At 61.5% G+C, this 18561-nt stretch carries 22 protein-coding genes and 2 pseudogenes; 22 read left to right on the top strand and 2 right to left on the bottom strand.

The annotated features are described in order from the left end of the window. The first annotated feature begins 283 nt into the window (after positions 1-283). The 5 genes from CCR96_RS11495 to CCR96_RS11470 all read left to right on the top strand — a co-directional run. Positions 284-1768, top strand: coding sequence for an FAD-linked oxidase C-terminal domain-containing protein (locus tag CCR96_RS11495; protein ID WP_201220268.1), 1485 nt, complete (start codon positions 284-286; stop codon positions 1766-1768). A gap of 91 nt (positions 1769-1859) precedes the next feature. Continuing rightward, positions 1860-2990, top strand: coding sequence for a glycolate oxidase subunit GlcE (gene glcE / locus CCR96_RS11490; RefSeq protein WP_201220267.1), 1131 nt, complete (start codon positions 1860-1862; stop codon positions 2988-2990). 15 nt (positions 2991-3005) lie between these two features. Beyond that, positions 3006-4361 carry a glycolate oxidase subunit GlcF gene (gene glcF / locus CCR96_RS11485; RefSeq protein ID WP_201220266.1) on the top strand — a complete coding sequence of 452 codons (1356 nt, stop codon included), beginning with the start codon at positions 3006-3008 and terminating at the stop codon, positions 4359-4361. 179 nt (positions 4362-4540) lie between these two features. Beyond that, entirely contained in the window at positions 4541-5170 is a 630-nt protein-coding gene (locus CCR96_RS11480; protein WP_201220265.1) for an IS607 family transposase, read from the top strand. A 967-nt stretch (positions 5171-6137) separates the two neighbouring features. Next, the coding region (locus CCR96_RS11470) for a zinc ribbon domain-containing protein (protein ID WP_207191947.1) at positions 6138-6827 on the top strand (690 nt) is incomplete at its 5' end. Positions 6828-7035: 208 nt separating this feature from the next. Here the strand turns inward: CCR96_RS11470 and CCR96_RS25570 are convergent. After that, positions 7036-7233 (bottom strand): annotated as a pseudogene (locus tag CCR96_RS25570) (AMP-binding protein); the annotation flags it as partial. A gap of 322 nt (positions 7234-7555) precedes the next feature. On the opposite strand from CCR96_RS25570, the gene CCR96_RS11460 reads away from it, so the two are divergent. From CCR96_RS11460 to CCR96_RS11425, 8 genes are all read left to right on the top strand, one after another. Next, positions 7556-8524 carry an RpnC/YadD family protein gene (locus CCR96_RS11460; protein ID WP_201220264.1) on the top strand — a complete coding sequence of 323 codons (969 nt, stop codon included), beginning with the start codon at positions 7556-7558 and terminating at the stop codon, positions 8522-8524. A 28-nt stretch (positions 8525-8552) separates the two neighbouring features. Beyond that, on the top strand, positions 8553-8690 hold the full coding sequence (locus CCR96_RS25565) for a helix-turn-helix domain-containing protein (RefSeq protein ID WP_201220263.1): 138 nt from the start codon (positions 8553-8555) through the stop codon (positions 8688-8690). A 160-nt stretch (positions 8691-8850) separates the two neighbouring features. Next, a complete protein-coding gene (locus tag CCR96_RS11450; protein ID WP_338035870.1) occupies positions 8851-9336 on the top strand; it encodes a hypothetical protein in 486 nt (161 codons plus the stop codon). A gap of 62 nt (positions 9337-9398) precedes the next feature. Next, a complete protein-coding gene (locus CCR96_RS11445) occupies positions 9399-9962 on the top strand; it encodes an FkbM family methyltransferase (RefSeq protein WP_338035869.1) in 564 nt (187 codons plus the stop codon). 532 nt (positions 9963-10494) lie between these two features. Then, the gene (locus CCR96_RS11440) at positions 10495-10722 is read left to right on the top strand and encodes a hypothetical protein (RefSeq protein ID WP_242518949.1); all 228 of its coding nucleotides are present in this window, start codon (positions 10495-10497) and stop codon (positions 10720-10722) included. Between the two features lie 270 nt (positions 10723-10992). After that, positions 10993-11958, top strand: a complete 966-nt coding sequence (locus CCR96_RS11435; protein ID WP_201220259.1) for an Rpn family recombination-promoting nuclease/putative transposase — start codon at positions 10993-10995, stop codon at positions 11956-11958. A 73-nt stretch (positions 11959-12031) separates the two neighbouring features. After that, positions 12032-12913 carry an SIS domain-containing protein gene (locus tag CCR96_RS11430; protein ID WP_242518948.1) on the top strand — a complete coding sequence of 294 codons (882 nt, stop codon included), beginning with the start codon at positions 12032-12034 and terminating at the stop codon, positions 12911-12913. Positions 12914-13050: 137 nt separating this feature from the next. After that, positions 13051-14007: an RpnC/YadD family protein gene (locus CCR96_RS11425; protein ID WP_201220258.1), complete on the top strand. Its 957-nt coding sequence runs from the start codon at positions 13051-13053 to the stop codon at positions 14005-14007. Here CCR96_RS11425 and CCR96_RS11420 read toward each other — a convergent pair. Then, positions 13925-14371 carry a condensation domain-containing protein gene (locus tag CCR96_RS11420; RefSeq protein WP_201220257.1) on the bottom strand — a complete coding sequence of 149 codons (447 nt, stop codon included), beginning with the start codon at positions 14369-14371 and terminating at the stop codon, positions 13925-13927. The two genes, CCR96_RS11425 and CCR96_RS11420, sit on opposite strands and share 83 nt — an antisense overlap. Before the next feature lie 96 nt (positions 14372-14467). Between CCR96_RS11420 and CCR96_RS11415 the strand changes: the two genes are divergently transcribed. From CCR96_RS11415 to CCR96_RS24580, 9 genes and pseudogenes are all read left to right on the top strand, one after another. Beyond that, positions 14468-14716: an AbrB/MazE/SpoVT family DNA-binding domain-containing protein gene (locus CCR96_RS11415; RefSeq protein ID WP_201220256.1), complete on the top strand. Its 249-nt coding sequence runs from the start codon at positions 14468-14470 to the stop codon at positions 14714-14716. A gap of 5 nt (positions 14717-14721) precedes the next feature. Continuing rightward, positions 14722-15126 (top strand): PIN domain-containing protein, encoded by a 405-nt coding sequence (locus tag CCR96_RS11410; protein WP_201220255.1) that lies wholly within the window; start codon positions 14722-14724, stop codon positions 15124-15126. 218 nt (positions 15127-15344) lie between these two features. Continuing rightward, positions 15345-16007, top strand: a complete 663-nt coding sequence (locus CCR96_RS11405) for an RpnC/YadD family protein (RefSeq protein WP_338035867.1) — start codon at positions 15345-15347, stop codon at positions 16005-16007. After that, positions 15956-16654 (top strand): glutamine--fructose-6-phosphate aminotransferase, encoded by a 699-nt coding sequence (locus CCR96_RS11400; protein ID WP_201220254.1) that lies wholly within the window; start codon positions 15956-15958, stop codon positions 16652-16654. Before CCR96_RS11405 ends, CCR96_RS11400 begins: the two co-directional genes overlap by 52 nt. A 303-nt stretch (positions 16655-16957) precedes the next feature. Beyond that, positions 16958-17230, top strand: a complete 273-nt coding sequence (locus CCR96_RS11395; RefSeq protein ID WP_201220253.1) for a BrnT family toxin — start codon at positions 16958-16960, stop codon at positions 17228-17230. Further along, positions 17223-17444 carry a hypothetical protein gene (locus CCR96_RS11390; protein WP_201220252.1) on the top strand — a complete coding sequence of 74 codons (222 nt, stop codon included), beginning with the start codon at positions 17223-17225 and terminating at the stop codon, positions 17442-17444. The genes CCR96_RS11395 and CCR96_RS11390 overlap by 8 nt, the downstream gene beginning before the upstream one ends. Positions 17445-17814: 370 nt before the next feature. Beyond that, on the top strand, positions 17815-18054 hold the full coding sequence (locus tag CCR96_RS11385) for a hypothetical protein (protein ID WP_201220251.1): 240 nt from the start codon (positions 17815-17817) through the stop codon (positions 18052-18054). Continuing rightward, a complete protein-coding gene (locus CCR96_RS11380; RefSeq protein ID WP_201220250.1) occupies positions 18047-18298 on the top strand; it encodes a Txe/YoeB family addiction module toxin in 252 nt (83 codons plus the stop codon). The genes CCR96_RS11385 and CCR96_RS11380 overlap by 8 nt, the downstream gene beginning before the upstream one ends. Positions 18299-18447: 149 nt before the next feature. Continuing rightward, positions 18448-18561 (top strand): annotated as a pseudogene (locus CCR96_RS24580) (transposase); the annotation flags it as partial.

The following is an 18561-nucleotide window of genomic DNA, read 5'->3' as shown; positions in this document are numbered from 1 at the left end:
CAACACGTTCAGAAATCGTGCTACTCGCATGGCTGATCAGGTGATCTTGGTCGTTGCAGGGTTGGCCAACCTCAAAAATAACTATGTTTTTCAATGAGAAAACGATTATTATTTGGTCACAAGTCTAGAGAAGATACAGGGTCGTGGGAGTTATTATAAGGCTCGATTTGGCTCTTTTCGTGTGGGCATGGCCATGGAAGCCGATACCGTCGTGTTCATCCTGGTGATGGATCGAAAAGACATCTACAAATTCTTTCCCTGAAGGGATGGTCATTCAAGCCTCATGTCCAGAATCCCAGACGAACGCCCGCTCAATCCCAAGCCCGAGGTCATCATGGAGCTGCGCCGGCTGCTGCCCGCGGCCAGCGTGCTGGCGACCGAGGCGGAGCTGGCCCCCTACGAGTGTGACGGGCTGAGCGCCTTCCAACAGCGTCCGCTGGTGGTGGTGCTGCCAGAGACGATCGTACAGGTGCAGCAGATCATGCGCCTTTGCCATCGACTGGAGGTGCCGGTGGTGGCGCGTGGCGCGGGCACGGGACTCTCCGGTGGCGCGCTGCCGCTTGCCGATGGGGTCTTGCTGTCGCTGGCCAAGTTCAATCGGATCATCGATCTCGACCCGGCGAACCGCATGGCGCGGGTACAGCCCGGGGTGCGCAACCTGGCGATCAGCGAGGCGGCGGCAGCGCATGGTCTCTATTACGCGCCGGACCCATCCTCCCAAATCGCCTGTTCGATCGGTGGCAACGTGGCCGAGAACTCCGGCGGCGTGCATTGCCTGAAGTACGGCTTGACGGTGCATAACATCCTCAAGCTCAAGCTGGTCAGCGTTGAGGGCGAGCTGTTCGAGGTCGGCGCCGAGGCCTTGGATTCGCCAGGGCTCGATCTGCTGGCGCTGATGACCGGCTCCGAGGGGATGCTCGGCCTCATCGTCGAGGTCACGGTCAAGCTGTTGCCGAAGCCCGAGCGGGCGCAGGCGCTCTTGGCTTCGTTCGACAGCGTCGAGCGGGCCGGCGCGGCGGTGGCCGAGATTATCGGCGCCGGCATCATTCCGGCCGGGCTGGAGATGATGGACAACCCGGCGATTCGGGCCGCCGAGGCCTTTGTCCAGGCCGGTTATCCAGTCGATGCGGCGGCGATCCTGATCTGCGAGCTAGATGGTTTCAACGCCGAGGTGTCGGTGGATGTGATGCGGGTGCGCGAATTGCTGCTCACGGCCGGCGCGACCGAGGTGCGCACGGCGGCGGACGATGCCGAGCGCCTGCGTTTCTGGAAGGGACGCAAGGCCGCGTTCCCGGCGGTGGGGCGGCTCTCGCCCGACTATTACTGCATGGATGGCACCATTCCGCGCCGCGAGTTGGGATCGGTATTGAATCGGATCGCCGAGCTGTCGGCGGAGTATGGACTGGCGGTGGCGAATGTCTTTCATGCCGGTGACGGCAATCTGCATCCCTTGATCCTCTACGATGCGAATCACCCGGGCGAGCTGGAGAAGGCCGAGACCTTAGGTGGCGCCATCCTCGAGCTGTGTGTTGAGGTCGGCGGCACCGTGACTGGTGAGCATGGCGTCGGCGTCGAGAAGCTGAATCAGATGTGCGTGCAGTTCAACAGCGCGGAGTTGTCGCAGATGCACGCGGTAAAAGCAGCCTTTGATCCGAAGGGGCTCTTGAACCCAGGCAAGGCGGTGCCGACCTTGCACCGCTGCGCGGAATTCGGCGCCATGCATGTGCATCATGGGGAGCTAAAGTTTCCCGAGCTGCCGCGGTTTTAGCTGAATCGCGTGGGTGAAGCTTGGCTTGAGGACCTACCGATTTGCCAGTGAATAACGGCGAGAATGAACAGGAAAACGGCGCCCGACTTTGATGACTGAACACCTCGATACAACGACTGAGCAGGCGCTCATTGAGCAGGTCAATGCCGCTCGCGCGTCCGGCACAACCCTGGCGATCCATGGCGGCAAGACCAAGGCTTTTTACGGCAATCCGGTGCAGGCCGATGCCGAATTGGACTGCTCAAGCCACCGCGGTGTCATTGCCTATGAGCCGACTGAGCTCGCAATCACGGTTCGAGCGGGCACGCCACTGGCCGAGGTCGAGGCGCTGCTGGCCGAGCAGGGGCAGGAGTTTCCCTTTGAGCCACCGCACTTTGGTGAGCGCGCCACCATCGGCGGGATGGTGGCCGCAGGTCTGTCTGGACCTCGGAGACCTTACGCGGCCAGTGTCCGTGACGCGGTGCTCGGCGTGCGCATGCTCAACGGCAAGGGCGAGGTGCTGGCGTTCGGTGGCCGGGTGATGAAGAACGTCGCCGGCTATGATCTGTCGCGTTTGATGGCCGGCTCGCTCGGTATGCTCGGTGTGCTGCTGGAGGTCTCGATCAAGGTGATGCCCCGGCCGCTTGGGCGGATCACGCTGGTGCGGGAAGCCGATCAGTCCAGCGCCCTGGCGCTGATGCAGCAGTGGGCGCGGCAGGCCTTGCCGATCACCGGCACGGCTTGGCTCGATGGCCGGCTGTCCGTGCGGCTCGCCGGCAGTGACGAGGCGCTGAGCGAGTCGCAACGCCTCCTGGGCGGTACCACGATGGCGGCGGCGGAGGCCGATGCCTTCTGGACCGCGGTGCGCGAGCAGCGGTTGCATGGCTTCACCACTGAGCAAGCGTTGTGGCGGATCTCGGTGCCGCCGGCGACTGCGGCGGAGGCGATCCCGGGGGTGGAGTTGATCGAATGGGGCGGCGCCTTGCGCTGGCTTCGGGCTGGATTTTCAGCGGAGGCGATTCGGAGGTCAGCGGCCGCCGCCGGCGGGCATGCGACGCTGTTCCGCGCCAGCGCCAGCGCCAGCGCCAGCACCAGCACCAGCACCAGCACCAGCGCCAACGCAGCGCCGCCGACCGATGGCGTCTTCGCGCTGCTGAGTCCAGTCGTCTTGCGGCTGCATCGGGAGCTGAAGCGCGCCTTTGATCCCGAGGGGCTCTTTAACCCCGGGCGTCTGTTCCAGTAAGCCAAGGGACCGAGCATGCAAACGCGACTGATCCCAGAACTCTTAGCGACCACCGATGGACGCGAGGCCGACCGCATCCTGCGTAGCTGTGTGCATTGCGGCTTTTGCACCGCCACCTGCCCCACCTATCAGCTGTTGGGTGATGAGCTGGATGGTCCGCGCGGGCGCATCTATCAGCTCAAACTGGTGCTCGAGGGCGAGCCGGCGACGCGCACCACGCAGCAGCATCTGGACCGCTGTCTGACCTGCCTGAACTGCGAGACCACCTGCCCCTCTGGGGTGGAGTATCACAAACTGGTCGAGATCGGCCGCGAGCGGATCGAACGGTCAGTGCCGCGTCCCGTGCATGAGCGGCTGCTGCGCTGGGGTCTGCGCCAGGTACTGCCCTATCCAAGTCGCTTTGTGCCGCTGCTGCGCCTGGGACAATGGCTGCGGCCGCTGCTGCCGGGGGTGTTGCGCGACAAGGTGCCGGTGGCCGCGGACAATGGCGAGGCACCTGGTTCGGAGCTGTTGCAGGCTCCCGGCTTGATGCCAGCGGTCGCCGGGACCGCAGTCGCTGGGACCGCAGTAGCCGGGACCGCAGTCGCCGGGGCGGCGGCCGCGGAGTCGGCGCCGCGTCAGCGACGGGTGCTCATGCTCGACAACTGCGTCGAGCCAGCCTTGACGCCGGCGACGGTGCAGGCCACCCAGCGTGTGCTCGCTCAGCTCGGCATCCAGGTCTTGCAGCCGAAGGGTGGCGGCTGCTGTGGCGCGATCAGCCAGCATCTGGCCGCGCCCGACGAGGCCAAGCGATTCATGCGCCGCAATATCGACGCCTGGTGGCCCGCGATCGCGCCGAGCGATCCCGAGCAGACCCCGGCCGAGGCCATCCTGATCACCGCCAGCGGCTGCGGCGCGGTGGTCAAGGATTACGGCTGGCATCTGCGTGATGATCCGGTCTATGCCGAGAAGGCCGCCCGAGTCTCAGCGCTGGCCCGCGATCTGAGCGAACTGCTCAGCGCCGAGGATCTGGCTCGGCTGCCGAGTCCATTCGCGCGTCAAGTGCCGCGGCGGATTGCCTTTCATTCACCCTGCACGCTGCAGCACGGCCAGCGGCTGATGGGCCGCGTCGAGGCGCTGCTGACCAGCGTCGGTTTTGAACTCACTCCGGTGCGCGATGCGCATAGCTGCTGCGGCTCGGCCGGCACCTATTCGATCCTGCAGGCCGATCTGTCGCAACGGCTGCGGGCCGATCGCCTCGACGCCCTAGAGTCCGGTGCACCGGCGCTGATTGCCACCGCCAATGTCGGCTGTCAGACGCACCTAGCCGCGGCGGCCGATAGACCGGTGTTGCACTGGATCGAGCTATTCGATCCGCGGCCTGATCCCTAAAGGCCATCGGCGCCAGCAAGCGGGAGCAAAAAACAGTTCCTTGATTTATATATTGTCCCGCCATTTACTATGCGGATTAGCAACTTCTTAATATCATAACCAAATCAGCTGGTTGCAAAAATGAGGCTGTCCGGATAATTGTTAACGGGACAATATGAAGTTATTTATAATTGCTCTTTATGAGCAAGAGATACAGCATCGGCGAGTTCGCCAAGCGCATTGGCCGCTCGCCCCAGACGATCCGGCGCTGGGAGACCGAGGGAAAGCTGCAGCCCAAGCGGCTGCCGTCCGGACATCGCTACTTCGATGAGTCTGACGTGCGCCTGATGCTGGGCGGGGCACCGAAGACCCGGGACGTGGTGGTCTATTGCCGTGTCTCGAGCGCGGGCCAGAAGGACGACCTGGCCTCCCAGGTCAGCGCGATGGAAACCGACTGCTTGAATGCCGGGATCGCGGTGGATGAATGGATCAGCGAGATCGGCGGCGGCATGAACTTCAAGCGCAAACGTTTTCTCGCCCTGGTCGATCGCATCCAGCGTGGCGAGATCCGCCAACTGCTGATCGCCCACAAAGACCGCTTAATGCGCTTTGGCTTCGATTTCTTCTCCCACATCGCCGAGGAAAACGGCTGCGAGATCGTCGTGGTCAACCAGGAATCGCTCTCGCCCGAGCAAGAGCTGGTCGAAGACCTGATGGCGATCGTGCACACCTTCAGTGGCCGGCTGACCGGGATGCGCAAGTACACGCAGCAGATCAAAACGGACTTTGCCGAGACACCGATTCGCCAGCCGACGGCGCTGTGCGAATGAAGGTGACGCGCATCCTGCACGCCAAGCGGCCCAACCAGGGCAAGCTCGCAGCACTGTGCGAACAGGCCAAGCGGCTCGGGCAGGTACGCTCTGAGGTCTGGCAGCGCTTTGGCTCGCTTCAAGGCGTGGGCCTGTCAGATCGCCAGATTCGCGACCGTTGGCTTGAGCAACAGCGTGCCTTCCCGGTCTCAGCCAATGCCTGGAAGGAAACCTTGCGCGATGCCAAAGGCGACATCACCGCCAACATGGAAGCCGCCAAGGTCAAAGCACGCCGCTGCATCGGGCGTCACACCCAAGACCAGGCTGAACAGAAGCGGCTGTTCACCGCGCTGAAGATCAACGACTGGACCCGCGATCCCTATCTGCGTCGCGTGATGCGTCGGCACTGGATGCGCGGACACAATCATACCCACAACCAGATCATCGTCCGTTCCGACAATTACACGACTTTCCAGCTCGGCGGGCGCGCCTGGATCAAGATCCCCGGCCTGACCAAAGGCCAGCGCATCGCCATCCCACTCAACAGCAGCGTCGCGCCCACCGGCACCTTGCGCCTCATCCTCAAAGACGATGACCGTCTCGAGGTGCATTACACCATCGACGCTGGGGTCACCCAGGACTGCGGTGAGCGCACCATCGGCGTCGACAAAGGCTACTCCGAAGTGCTGGTCGATTCCGACGGCGACCACCATGGCCGCGAGCTAGGCGGGCTGCTGTCGGAGACCTCCGACAAGCTCAAGGCCAAATATCAGCGTCGCTCCAAGCTCCGCGCGCTGGCCAACAACAGCCGCAACCCGCGCAAGCGCCAACACATCCGCCAATTCAATCTCGGGCGCAAGAAGCGCGATCGGCAGATGGACAACGCCCATGCGCGCATCCGCGACAGCGTCTTTCAAGCGGTCCATGACGTGGTCGACAAAGCCGCGGTGATCGCCGCAGAAGATCTCACCGCTCCGATGGCAGGCANGGCCCCGAGCTGGGCGCGCTGCTCACGGACACTTCGGATAAGCTCAAGGCCAAGTACCAACGCCGCTCCAAACTGCGCGCGCTCGCCAACAAGACTCGCAATCCGCGCAAGCGCGAGCACATCCGCCAATTCAATCTCGGGCGCAAGAAGCGCGATCGGCAGATGGACAACGCCCATGCGCGCATCCGCGATGTGGTGTTTCAATCGGTCCACAAGGTCGTCGACAAAGCCGCTGTCATCGCCACAGAAGACCTCACCGCCCCAATGGCGGGCAAGTCCTTCGGCAAGAACGTCAATCGCCGGCTCGCCGCCTGGACGAAAGGCGTCATTGCCGAAGCACTTGACAGTGTTTCACGCCGCAGAGGTTCTGCGGTCGTTCTGGTCAATCCGGCCTACACCTCGCAAATCGATTCCCGCAACGGGTGCCTCCTCGGCAAACGCCAGGGGGATCGGTTTCACTGTGTCGACGGGGAGGTGTTGCAGGCGGACCAGAACGCTGCGCGAAACGTGCTGGCACGGTTAACCGATCCAGAGATCGAGCGGTTCACGCCGTATCGACAGGTGAAGGCGATCCTGCAAGCGCGGACTGAGCGCCTCCGGTTGAGACTGCCCAACCCGGACTCCAGTTGCTCGCCCGCAAGGGCGCTATCAACGGAGAGCGAATCACCGAATGAGCACCTTTGCGTATGAAATTCGGAGCAGCTGGAACGGGAGATGCTTTTTGAGATTCCCAGGAACTGACGCAGGTCCGCATTGGGGGCGATTGGCTCGACAGGCCGCCTCGATGGCGCCGAGCTCGACCCGAAAGCCGCGAATCTTGACTTGGTGATCCTTGCGGCCGAGGAACTCGGGCAGTCCGTCGGGCCGCAGTTGCGGTGACGCCGGCCTGCTCCAGGATGTGCCGGTTACGGGATTCGGGAAAATTGACGTCCAGCGGGACATAGGGCCTGCCGCTGGCCAGCACGCCCAGCATCGCCATCGGGAAGGCCGCAGTGTGATCGAGCAGGATGCCGACCGGGTCGGTGGCTCCGGGTTGGGCGGCGGTGATGGCCGCCGCCAGACCGCAGACGTTTGCGACCAGCTCGGCATAGGTCAGGCGGCACGCTCCGTCGTCGATCGCCAGACGATTGCCATACCGGTCCGCGATGGCGAGAAAGCGATCGATGACCGACCCGTCGAGCGCGGCGGCGGGGAAGGGAAGGGCGTGAAGGGATAGTCGGTCGGTCCGCGAAAGTCAAGCGGGAGTGCGGTCATGGGGCGGCATTGGGGCGGCGAGGATTAATAGGCTCAGGTGGATCCTGCGACAGATCCGGAGTTCTGGGGCGGATTCACGGAACGGTTGGGTGAACGGAAAATGGGGATGCACCACGGTGTCCGGTTGGTGACACCCCAGCTGCCGAATCGGCTACACTCCCGGCATGCCAACCGACAAGCACAGCGCCGAGATTGCATCGCCCAAGCGCGACGATGACAGCCCCTGGAAAGAGGCCCTGGAGCGCTTCTTTCCGGAGTTCCTTGCCCTCCTGTTCCCGGCCATCCATGCCGAGATCGACTGGTCCAAAGGCGTGCAGTTTCTCGACAAGGAATTCCAACAGCTGGTGCAAGAGGCCAAGACTACCCGGCGTTATGCCGACAAGCTGGTTGGCGTCACCTTGCGCGATGGCACGGCGGTCTGGGTGCTGATCCATGTCGAGGTGCAAGGCGAGCCGGAAACCGCCTTTGCTGAACGGCTGTATACCTACCACTACAAGATCCGCGACCGCTACCAAGTGCCAGTGGCCAGCCTCGCGGTCTTGGCCGATACGGATCACCGCTTTCGCCCCCGGCAGTTCAGCAGCGCACTCTGGGACTGCCGCGTTGACTTCCGCTTTCCGATGGTCAAACTGCTGGACTATGCCGAGCCCGAGCGCTGGGCTGAGCTCGAAGCCAGCGACAACGTCTTCGCCCTGGTGGTGATGGCGCAGATCCGCGCCAAGGTCACCGAGGATGCCGAGACGCTCAAGGGCTGGAAATTTCGCCTGATTCGGCTGATGTACGAGCGCGGCTATGAGCAGGCACGGATTCTCGAGCTGTTCCGGCTCATCGACTGGATGATCCGCCTACCCAAGGCGCTCGAGGCCGACTTTCGCCAAACACTCTATGCCTATGAGGAGCAACAGCGTATGCCGTATGTGACGACGGTTGAACAAGCGGGGATTGAGAAGGGTTTGCAGCAGGGTCTTCAGCAGGGAGAAGCCGTCATCCTGCTGACGTTGCTACAAGAAAAATTCGGCCACGACAGCGCCGAGGCCTACCGCGAGCGCATCACCGCCGCCGAGCCTGAGCAACTGCTGCAATGGTCCAAACGCATCCTCAGCGCCGAGACGCCGGAGACGATTTTCCACTGAGGCGGGCTGATCCGCGGAACAGCATGGGTTGAAGCAGGAGGATCTTGCCGACTGCGCCCCGCAGAGTCGCATATCGGACATCTTGCGGGGCCGGCGCGGCATCAGCAAAGAGATCGCTAGAAAGTTGGCGAAGCGGTTCAATGTGAGCGCTGCCGTGTTCTTGTGATTGCGATTCCGGCAGCAGGCAAAGGCAACACCGCCCGCCCGCAGGCACTCGCGCAATCTGGCCTAACGAAGCGGCGAGGGATGCGCTTGCATGACCAAGCGCGACAAGAATGCGGGGACTGAGGGATATGACGATGACAGACGCAGAACTGCGGGAGCTCGTGGCCAGCTTGGCGGTTGCCCAAGCCAAGACCGATGCACAGTTGGCCAAGACTGACAGCAAGCTGAACAAGTTGGCTGAGATGTACGGAGGCGTGGGCAATAACCAGGGCAAGGTGGCCGAGGAGTTTTATTACAACTCACTGAAGCACAACCCTGAGCTCAATGGCATCCGCTTTGACTTCATCGAGAAGAATGTCACGCGCAGCAAAGGCGGTCTTGAGGAGGAATACGATCTGTTGCTGGTCAACGGAGAGGATGTCTATGTGGTTGAGGTGAAATACCGGCTTCACCCCAAGGATATCGAGCGCTTTGTGGGGCGCAAGGCGGCCAACTTCCTCAAGCTTTATCCGGAATACCAGCAGTATCGGATCCACTTGGCCATGGCCACCTTTGCGGTCGAGGAGGACGTGAAGCGGTTGGCCTTGGAGCAGGGCGTCACGCTGTTGCAACGGCGGGGTGACGTGATCGAAACCGTGGCCGCCTAGCGTCGCGTTGGGCGAACGATCGCACCGGAGGCAGGGCAGCATGTCAACGATCGCGATGCCGGATTCGACGACAGCCTCCAGAAGGTCGCGCGCTCCATACCGATGGCGTCCTGTACCTACACGAGACCTCGGTCGACGCCTCCGGTCGCGTCACCCACACCCGGATCCGCCCCAAGCGCGACGAGGCCATGCGCTTCCTGATCGGCCTCAAGGAGATCCCCACCCGGCGGCTCGATCGCGTCTTCGCCCCCGATGCGCTCCCAGACCTGTCCTATCTGGTCAAGCTCGACGTCGACGGCGTCGAGGAGCAGCTCATCGCCGGCGGGCAGCGGGTGCTGCGCAACGCCTCCTTCGTCATCATCGAGACCTCCATCGGCCGGCAAGACCTCTGCGAGCGCGCCGCGCTGCTGGAGCAGCTCGGCTTCCGCCTCTTCGACCTCTGCGACAACGTCTACTACTACGGCCAGCTCGCCCTCGTCGATCTGGTGATGATCAACAACCGCCTACGCGCCGCCGAGCTCAAGTTCCGCCCCTGGGAGTACAGCGAGGGCAAGGTCCACTGGCCGAAGTGGCAACACGGCTTCAAGCAGCTGGACGACACACCGGTGGATGATCCCTTCGCCTGATGGATGAGACGGCACCCTGGGGCTGCAGTTGCTGGGACGGACGAACGGCTGGCGGCTAAACGAACGGCATCGGGGCTGAGAGAGAAGAAGAGGTTAATACACGGTGGATGTCAGCGTGCCCATCGGCGCTCTAGGAGGCCTGTTGAAGGCGCTGTGGCCGTCGGCGGTACAGGCGAGTTCACGCGCGCTAACGGCGCATCGTCGCGATTGTTTTTGTGACTTTCAGCGCGATGACGCCAATGATGCGTTTTATTGCGCCAGGTCTTACACCAGCGCATCAACGACAGTGCGCGCTTACCTAGAGACGCGTCACAGCGAGGGGTTCCTGCTGGCGGTGAATCCGCAGCTAGCGCCGCCCAAGTCCGCTGCGCCCACAGCGGCTGCGCTGGGATGACGCTCATGGCCTTCGGCAGCATCGCCTGAGATGGCGGGATCGGGTTCAGGTTCTCCAGCGTCGGGTTGCGCGGGCAAGAACCGGCAGCTCTTCGGTATGATCGGGCGCACCGACTGCCGTATGTTCTGGAGGTTGATCATGATCACAGCGGAAAGAATACTCGAGGAAGCGCGTACCTTACCTGAGTTTGAGTTACGCGAAGTGTTGGATTTTGTTGTTTATTTGAAGTCTCGTCCGCGCCAGCCAGCGGTCGATGAAACGGGGGCGGACGCCGAGGCCGACTGGGCGGAGTTTAAGGAAGGCGCCGGTCTTTGGTCAGGGAAATTCGTGCGTGAAGAGTGCTATGACCGCAAGATTCTTCGCTGATACCAATGTCGCTGTTTATGCGTTGGACGCCGATCCTCAACGCCATGAACGAGCGTTTTCTATCATGAATTCCGCCACCAATTCCAATTCCGGGGACAGTATACCTAATTCCTAGACGAAGAACGCCAGATGGGGTTCGCGACCCAGGGGCGTCCTTGGAGCAGCTACCGCTTTGCGTCCCAGGCTGAGCGCTGCGAGCGCTGGTGCCAGCGGGCACTCGCCTGCGCTACACTCGCCCCATGAGCACTGCACTGAGCCTCCACCGCACCGATGGCCAAGCACCACGACACCGGTTACAAAGCGCTGTTCAGCCACCCCGAGTTTGTTCAGCAGCTGATCGAAGGCTTCGCCCCGCCCGAGATCGCCAGCCTGATGGACTTCGCGACGCTGAAGAACCACAGCGGAAACTACATCACGCCCCTGTTCGAGGAGCGCTTCGAGGATGTCGTCTGGTCGGTGCAGGTGACCTGGCAAGGCGTCACCGAGCGGTTGTTCCTCTACCTGCTGATCGAATTCCAATCCACGGTCGACCCCACCATGGCGCTGCGCATGCTCCATTACGTCGCCTGCTTCTATCAGCACCTGCTCAAGACCAAGGTCACCAGCCCGGCGAAAGGGCTCCCCCCGCTCCTGCCGATCATGCTCTACAATGGGCTTGAGCGCTGGCACGCCGCCGAAGATATTGATGAACTGGTGCGTCCCTCGCCACCGCCGTTCCTGCGTGCCTACCAGCCGCACCTGCGCTATTACCTGATCGACGAAGGCCGCTACACACCCGAGCAGCTCAGCGCCATCGGCAGTCCCTTGAGCGGGGTGTTCGAGGTCGAGATCGCCTCTGGGGATCGCGCCTCGCTGCAAGCAGCCGTCGATCGACTGGTGCGCCTGATCCAAGCCGACCCCAACAAGGCCCGCCTGGATCGGCTCATCACCCGCTGGCTCAAGCGCCACTTAAAGCGCCTTGGCGCGAAGATCGATCTCACACAGGTTCATTCACTCATCGAGGACAACGCCATGTTGGCCGAAAACCTACAACACTGGGCAGAACGCGAGCGTTTGGAAGGGGAGCGGATCGGCATACTGAGAGGGCGTCAGCAAGGGCGTCAGGAAGGGCGCCTAGAAACCGCTCAGGCCACGGCCCGCAACCTCATCGCCCTCGGCATGCTCAACGACGGGCAGATTGCCCAGGCCACCGGCCTGAGCGTGGCGCAAGTCGAGGCATTACGCGCAGACAAGTGATGCTGTTCGGTGGAGTCAAAGGGGAATCAATACCAGCGGCGATGCTTTCTTTCGCGATCAGGCCGAGCGGCTGTTGCAGCCGCGCCCCGCGCTGGCCTTCATCGAGGGCTATCGCTACTTCATGGAGAAGGAGAGCGAGCCGATCCTCGACCCCAGCGGGCTGTTCGTGGTGATCTCCCAATCCGGCGAGACCGCTGATACGCTGGAGGCGATCAAGCTGGCCAAGGCGCAAGGCCTGGCCACCCTGGCGCTGTGCAATGTCGACAACAGCTCCATCGTGCGCGAGGCCGCGCGCACTTTGCTGTTGCGCGCCGGCATCGCAAAGGGGGTCGCCTCCACCAAGGCCTTCTCGGCGCAGGTGCTCAGCCTCTGGCTGCTGGCGCTGTACTGGGGCCAAGCCCGCGGCCTGCTGAGCGGCGAGCGGCAGACGCGCGAGCTGGCCGCGCTGCGGGCGGTGGTCTCGGTGATGCAGGTGCAACCCGGCGTGCACGAGCGCCTGCACCGGCTCTCCAAGCGCTACCTGCACGGGCACGGCTTCTTCTTCATCGGCCGCGACCTGTTCTACCCGCTGGCCCTGGAGGGCGCGCTCAAGCTCAAGGAGATCAGCTACCTGCACGCCGAAGGCTACCCCGCCGGCGAGATGAAGCACGGCCCCATCGCACTAGCCGACGCCGAGCTGTTCACCATCGCCCTGATGGCCCGCAGCACGCTCTACGACAAGGTCAAGAGCAATGTCGAAGAGCTCTCCGCGCGCGATGCGACCCTCATCGCCATCACCACCGAGTACTTCGAGCTGGCCGATGACATCATCCAGATCCGCGCCTACGACCACCCGATGCTCGAGTTCTTCGAGATGCTGGTGGTGGTGCAACTGCTGGCGATGGAGATTGCGATTCGGCTGGGGAATGATGTGGATAGGCCAAGGAATTTGGCGAAGAGTGTGACGGTGGAGTAGAGTTCCGGTAACAGTATACCGAATACCCTACGCTGATCCGCACGGCTGGCCGGTACGCCGGAGTTCGGCGGCGCGAACGTGCCAGGGTTTCGGGCCGGTGCCACCGCCAGCGGCTGAATCCGCGCTACACTCAGCCAATGCCAGCCGACCACCACAGCGCCGAGACCGCGTCGCCCAAGCGCGACGATGACAGCCCCTGGAAAGAGGCCCTCGAGCGCTTCTTCCCGGAGTTCCTCGCCCTGCTGTTTCCGGCCATCCATGCCGAGATCGACTGGTCCAAAGGGGTGCAGTTTCTCGACAAGGAATTCCAGCAACTGGTGCAAGAGGCCAAGACCACAAGGCGTTATGCCGACAAACTGGTCGGTGTCACCCTGCGCGATGGCACCGCGGTCTGGGTACTGATCCATGTCGAGGTGCAAGGTGAGCCCGAAATCGCTTTTGCTGAACGGCTGTATACCTACCACTACAAGATCCGCGACCGCTACCAAGTACCGGTCGCCAGCCTCGCGGTCTTGGCCGATACCGACCAGCGCTTTCGCCCACAGCAGTTCAGCACCGCACTCTGGGACTGCCGCGTTGACTTCCGCTTTCCGATGGTCAAACTCTTGGACTATGCCGAGCCCGAGCGCTGGGCTGAACTGGAAGCCAGCGACAATGTCTTCGCCCTGGTGGTGATGGCGCAGATCCGCGCCAAGGTGACCGACGATGCCGAGACGCTCAAGGGCTGGAAATTCGGCCTGATTCGGCTGATGTACGAGCGCGGTTATGAGCAGGCGCGGATTCTCGAGCTGTTTCGGCTTATCGACTGGATGATCCGCCTGCCCAAGGCGCTCGAGGCCGACTTTCGCCAAACACTCTATGCCTATGAGGAGCAACAGCGTATGCCCTATGTGACGACGGTTGAACAAGCGGGGATTGAGAAGGGTGTGCAGCAGGGCGAAGCCGTCATCCTGCTGGCGCAGCTACAAGAGAAGTTCGGCCTCGACAGCGTCGAGGCCTACCGCGAGCGCATCACCACCGCCGAGCCTGAGCAACTGCTGCAGTGGTCCAAACGCATCCTCCGCGCCGAGACGCCGGAGACGATTTTCCACTGAGGCGCGGCGACCGGGACACGCTGTCTAGCACACTGCTGAAGGGAAGGGAAAAGGGGGTCGCAACCGCGCTGCGCGGGGCGTTCTGCAGCGCAAAGACGATCTGCACCAACGGCTCATGGCTCAGGCTGCGCTCGGGATTGAGGTCCTCGACCAGGCGCTCGAAGGGCAGGTGCTGATGGGCGTAGGCGCCCAGGGCAACGGCCTTGGTCTGGGCCAACAGTGCGGTGAAGCCGGCCAACAGGGTCATGAACAGGGTGGCGCCCTGTGATTGACTGAGCCGACGCAGCGCGGCGCTGAGGTCGCAACGGTCATGCAGCAATTCCAGGATCAGGTGCTGCCATTCACGGCAACAGCGATTGAGCACAGACTGACGCTCGCTATTCGGAATGTTCGGGGCTTCGCGGTCTTTGGTTAAGTCTGATAATCTGCAATCCTGACATTCAGACAATCGGAGCATCTGATGCGTGAAGTGCTGACGGTTTCCAGTCGCGGGCAAGTTACCCTGCCCGCAGGCATGCGCAAGCACCTGGGGATCAAGCCGGGTGGCGCCGTGATCGTTGAGGAATGCGGAGGCGAATTGCGGTTGAAACCCGCCGCAGTGTTGGAGCTTGAGCACTACACGGATGCGCAGATCGCCGACTGGGATCGCGCCGATGCGCTCACGGCCGATGAGCGCAGACGGATTCTCGAGCGTCTGCAAAACACCTGATGCGCTTGTTCCTAGACGCCAATGTGCTGTTCACGGCAGCGCACAATCCGAACGGCAAGGCCGCCCTGGTGCTGGAACTGGCGAATGCGGGCCTGTGGCAACCTGTGACCAGTCCGTACGCCTTGGAAGAGGCGCGCCGAAACCTCGAGCGGAAATATCCCGCCTGTCTTGCTGAACTTGACCGGCGGGTTGCTGAGCTTCGCCTCGTTGTCGACTCCGGCCTTGGCGACTGTCCGCAAGGGCTGGCGGAAAAAGATTGCCCGATCTATCTGGCTGCCCGTTCGTGTCAGGCTGATGTCTTGTTGACGGGTGATCTCCGGGATTTCGGGTTTCTGATGAATGCGCCAGACAAGACAGAGGGGATGTGCATTCAAACGGTTGCTGATTTCCTAGAGAGCCTGTCGAGTTAGGTAAAAGCGCTAATCCAACAAGGCCTTGGCCTCTTGACCTCGACATCGATTCCGAGAACAAGGATCACCGATCCGAGACGCTGAGGGCAAGGCAAAGTGGTTAATCAGCGACGTACCACGATTTCCGGCTGCTGCGGGAAAATGTGGACGCACCACGGTTTCGGGTCGGTGACACCTCAACTGCTGAATCCGCTACACTCCCGGCATGCCAACCGATCGTGACAACCGAACCGCCGAGCGTCGGTCGCCGACAGGCGATGATGCCCGCCCGAGGCTGGGTGATGCAGGTGCCAGTCGCCAGCCTCGCGGTCTTGGCCGATACCGACCAGCGCTTTCGCCCACAGCAGTTCAGCACCGCACTCTGGGACTGCCGCGTTGACTTCCGCTTTCCGATGGTCAAACGCTTGGACTATGCCGAGCCTGAGCGCTGGGCTGAACTCGAAGCCAGCGACAATGTCTTCGCCCTGGTGGTGATGGCGCAGATCCGCGCCAAGGTCACCGACGATGCCGAGACGCTCAAGGGCTGGAAGTTCCGCCTGATTCGGCTGATGTACGAGCGCGGTTATGAGCAGGCGCGGATACTCGAGCTGTTTCGGCTCATCGACTGGATGATCCGCCTACCCAAGGCGCTCGAGGCCGACTTTCGCCAAACACTCTATGCCTATGAGGAGCAACAGCGTATGCCCTATGTGACGACGGTTGAACAGGCGGGGATTCAGCAGGGCGAAGCCCTAATCCTGCTGACGTTGCTACAAGAAAAATTCGGCCACGACAGCGCCGAGGCCTACCGCGAGCGCATCACCGCCGCCGAGCCTGAGCAACTGCTGCAGTGGTCCAAACGCATCCTCAGCGCCGAGACGCCGGAGACGATTTTCCACTGAGGCGCGGCGACCGCGGCCCGATCCTCTGCAGCCCGCGCGATCTGCACGGCGCCTATGCCATCCTGCTGATCAGCGAGACCGCGCCGGGGCGGATCTTCTTCGCCCGTCAAGGCTCGCCGTTGCAGCTCGGCTTTGCCGGCGAGGGCTGTTATTTCGCCTCCTCCGATGCGCCGCTGGTGGGCCTCTGCGCCCAGACCCTGTATCTGGACGACGGCCACTGGGGCCTGGCCACCGCCACCGGGCTGTCGCTGTTCAGCGCCGACGGCCAACCGGCCGAGCTGGCGCCCAAGCCGCTGCCGGCCACCAGTCTGGCCGCGCGCAAGGAGGGCTATCGCTACTTCATGGAGAAGGAGATCTACGAACAACCGCAGGTGCTGGCCGACATCCTCACCGGACGGCTGCGCGACAACGCGGTGGCGCTCGACGAGCTGGGCGCGGACTGGCTGCAGCCCTTCACCTCGGTCACCCTCTGCGCCTGTGGCACCAGCTACCATGCGACGCTGACCGGCAGCTATCTACTCGAGCGCCTGGCGCGGGTGCCCGCGCGGGTGGAGATTGCCAGCGAGTTCCGCTACCGCGAGCCGATTCTCGAATTCCGGGGACAGTCGAATTCCGGGGACAGGCAATTCCGGGGACAGTATACCTAATTCCTAGACGAAGAACGCCAGATGGGGTTAAAGTCTTGCCAAGTCTTTCGTGACGTGGTGAGAAATTGACGGAACAATGGCAAGACTCCCGAGAGTGGTGGTTCCGGGGTTGCCGCATCATGTGACGCAGCGCGGCAATCGACGGCAGCAGACGTTTTTTAGCGATGACGACTATGCGGAGTATCGTCGTTTGCTGGCGCTGTCCTGTCGGGCCTGCGAAACGCGGGTGTGGGCCTACCGCTTCATGCCCAATGGGGCCAAAGGGGCCAGGCTCGAATTGATTTTTTAATAGAGAACTAAATTGTGAAACTTGCCTGGGATCACAAAAAAGCACAGGCCAATTTGCGCAACCATGGCATTCGCTTTGAGGAGGCTTCAACCGTCTTTGGCGACCCAATGGCACTCACCTTCAACGATCCGGATCACTCAATCGGGGAAAGCCTTTTTCTGACCTTTGGAATGACGCGTTATGGGACATTCTTGATTGTCTCTTTTGCCGAAACAAATAGCGAAACACGTTTGATCAGTGCGCGCAAGATGAGTAAACGAGAACGGGAGATCTACGAAAATGGCTAAGCACACGAGTGATGAGATGCGACCAGAATATCGCCGTGAGGATTTGGGTGTTGGCGTGCGTGGCAAGCACTATCAGTCCTATATGGAAAGGAATAATTTAGTACTGCTTCGCCCAGAGGTGGCGGAGGTGTTTCAAACTGAAGATGATGTCAATGATGCACTCCTTGGTCTTATCAAAGTGGCACGTGCGTCAATAGCTCAAAGGGCAGATTAAAGAAATCCAATTAATGACCTAACGCCCTTCACCTCTCCGGCTAAAGGCTAAAGGGGCTAGTGCGGCCTGGCAAGGCCGCGTGTTCTAGCGGGTGAGAGTCCCGCCTGGGTAGTCGTGAGCCGCGAGCCCAGTATCGAGCATTGCGGCGCGAAGGGTAACTGACGTGTCGATGCGTAGGCATGAAAGCAGGCGAGAGAATTCCGGGGAATTCGTTCAATTCCGGTCAATTCCGGGGACAGTATACCTAATTCCTAGACGAAGAACAATTCCGGGGACAGTATACCTAATTCCTAGACGAAGAACGCCAAACTGGCTTAAAGTCTTGTCAAGTCTTTCGTGACGTGGTGAGAAATTGACAGAGCTCAAGATCATGCTGACCCTTGAAATTCCCGAACAGTTGCAGAGAAAAATCGCTGTCATGGCGAGCTTGGCGGAACAGACGCCCGAACAACTGGCGCTGGAAATGCTCGAAGAGCATCTGGACCATCACAGCGCCTACATTGAAAGCGCCTATCTCCAGCGATCCGAGCGTAACAGAGCGCGTCTCGACCGCGCCATTCAGGAGATTAAAAACGGTGTTTTCGAGCCCCGAGCCTTGATCGATGATTAGCTGGCATCCGCAGGCCTGGCAGGATTATCTGTACTGGCAGCAGACAGATAAACGCCTCTTGAAGCGGATCAATGCATTGATCAAGGATATCGAGCGCAACCCCTTTGATGGAATCGGAAAACCTGAACCATTGAAATATGAGTGGTCAGGTTTCTGGAGTCGGCGCATCGATGATGAGCATCGATTGGTGTATACCTGCCAAGGCGATAACATCATCATTGCACAGTGCCGCTATCATTACTGAATCACGCATTTGGAGACGCTGATCGATTCCGGGCGATTCCGGGGGGGGGCGATTCCGGGGACAGTGTGCCTAATTCCTAGACGAAGAACGCCAGATGGGGTTAAAGTCTTGCCAAGTCTTTCGTGACGTGGTGAGAAATTGACGGAACAATGGCAAGACTCCCGAGAGTGGTGGTTCCGGGGTTGCCGCATCATGTGACGCAGCGCGGCAATCGACGGCAGCAGACGTTTTTTAGCGATGACGACTATGCGGAGTATCGTCGC

Source organism: Halochromatium roseum, assembly GCF_016653315.1.
Classification (GTDB): Bacteria; Pseudomonadota; Gammaproteobacteria; order Chromatiales; family Chromatiaceae; genus Lamprobacter; species Lamprobacter roseus.
The sequence above is the reverse complement of the archived record's forward strand: the minus strand, read 5'-3'. Positions and strand labels throughout refer to the sequence as shown.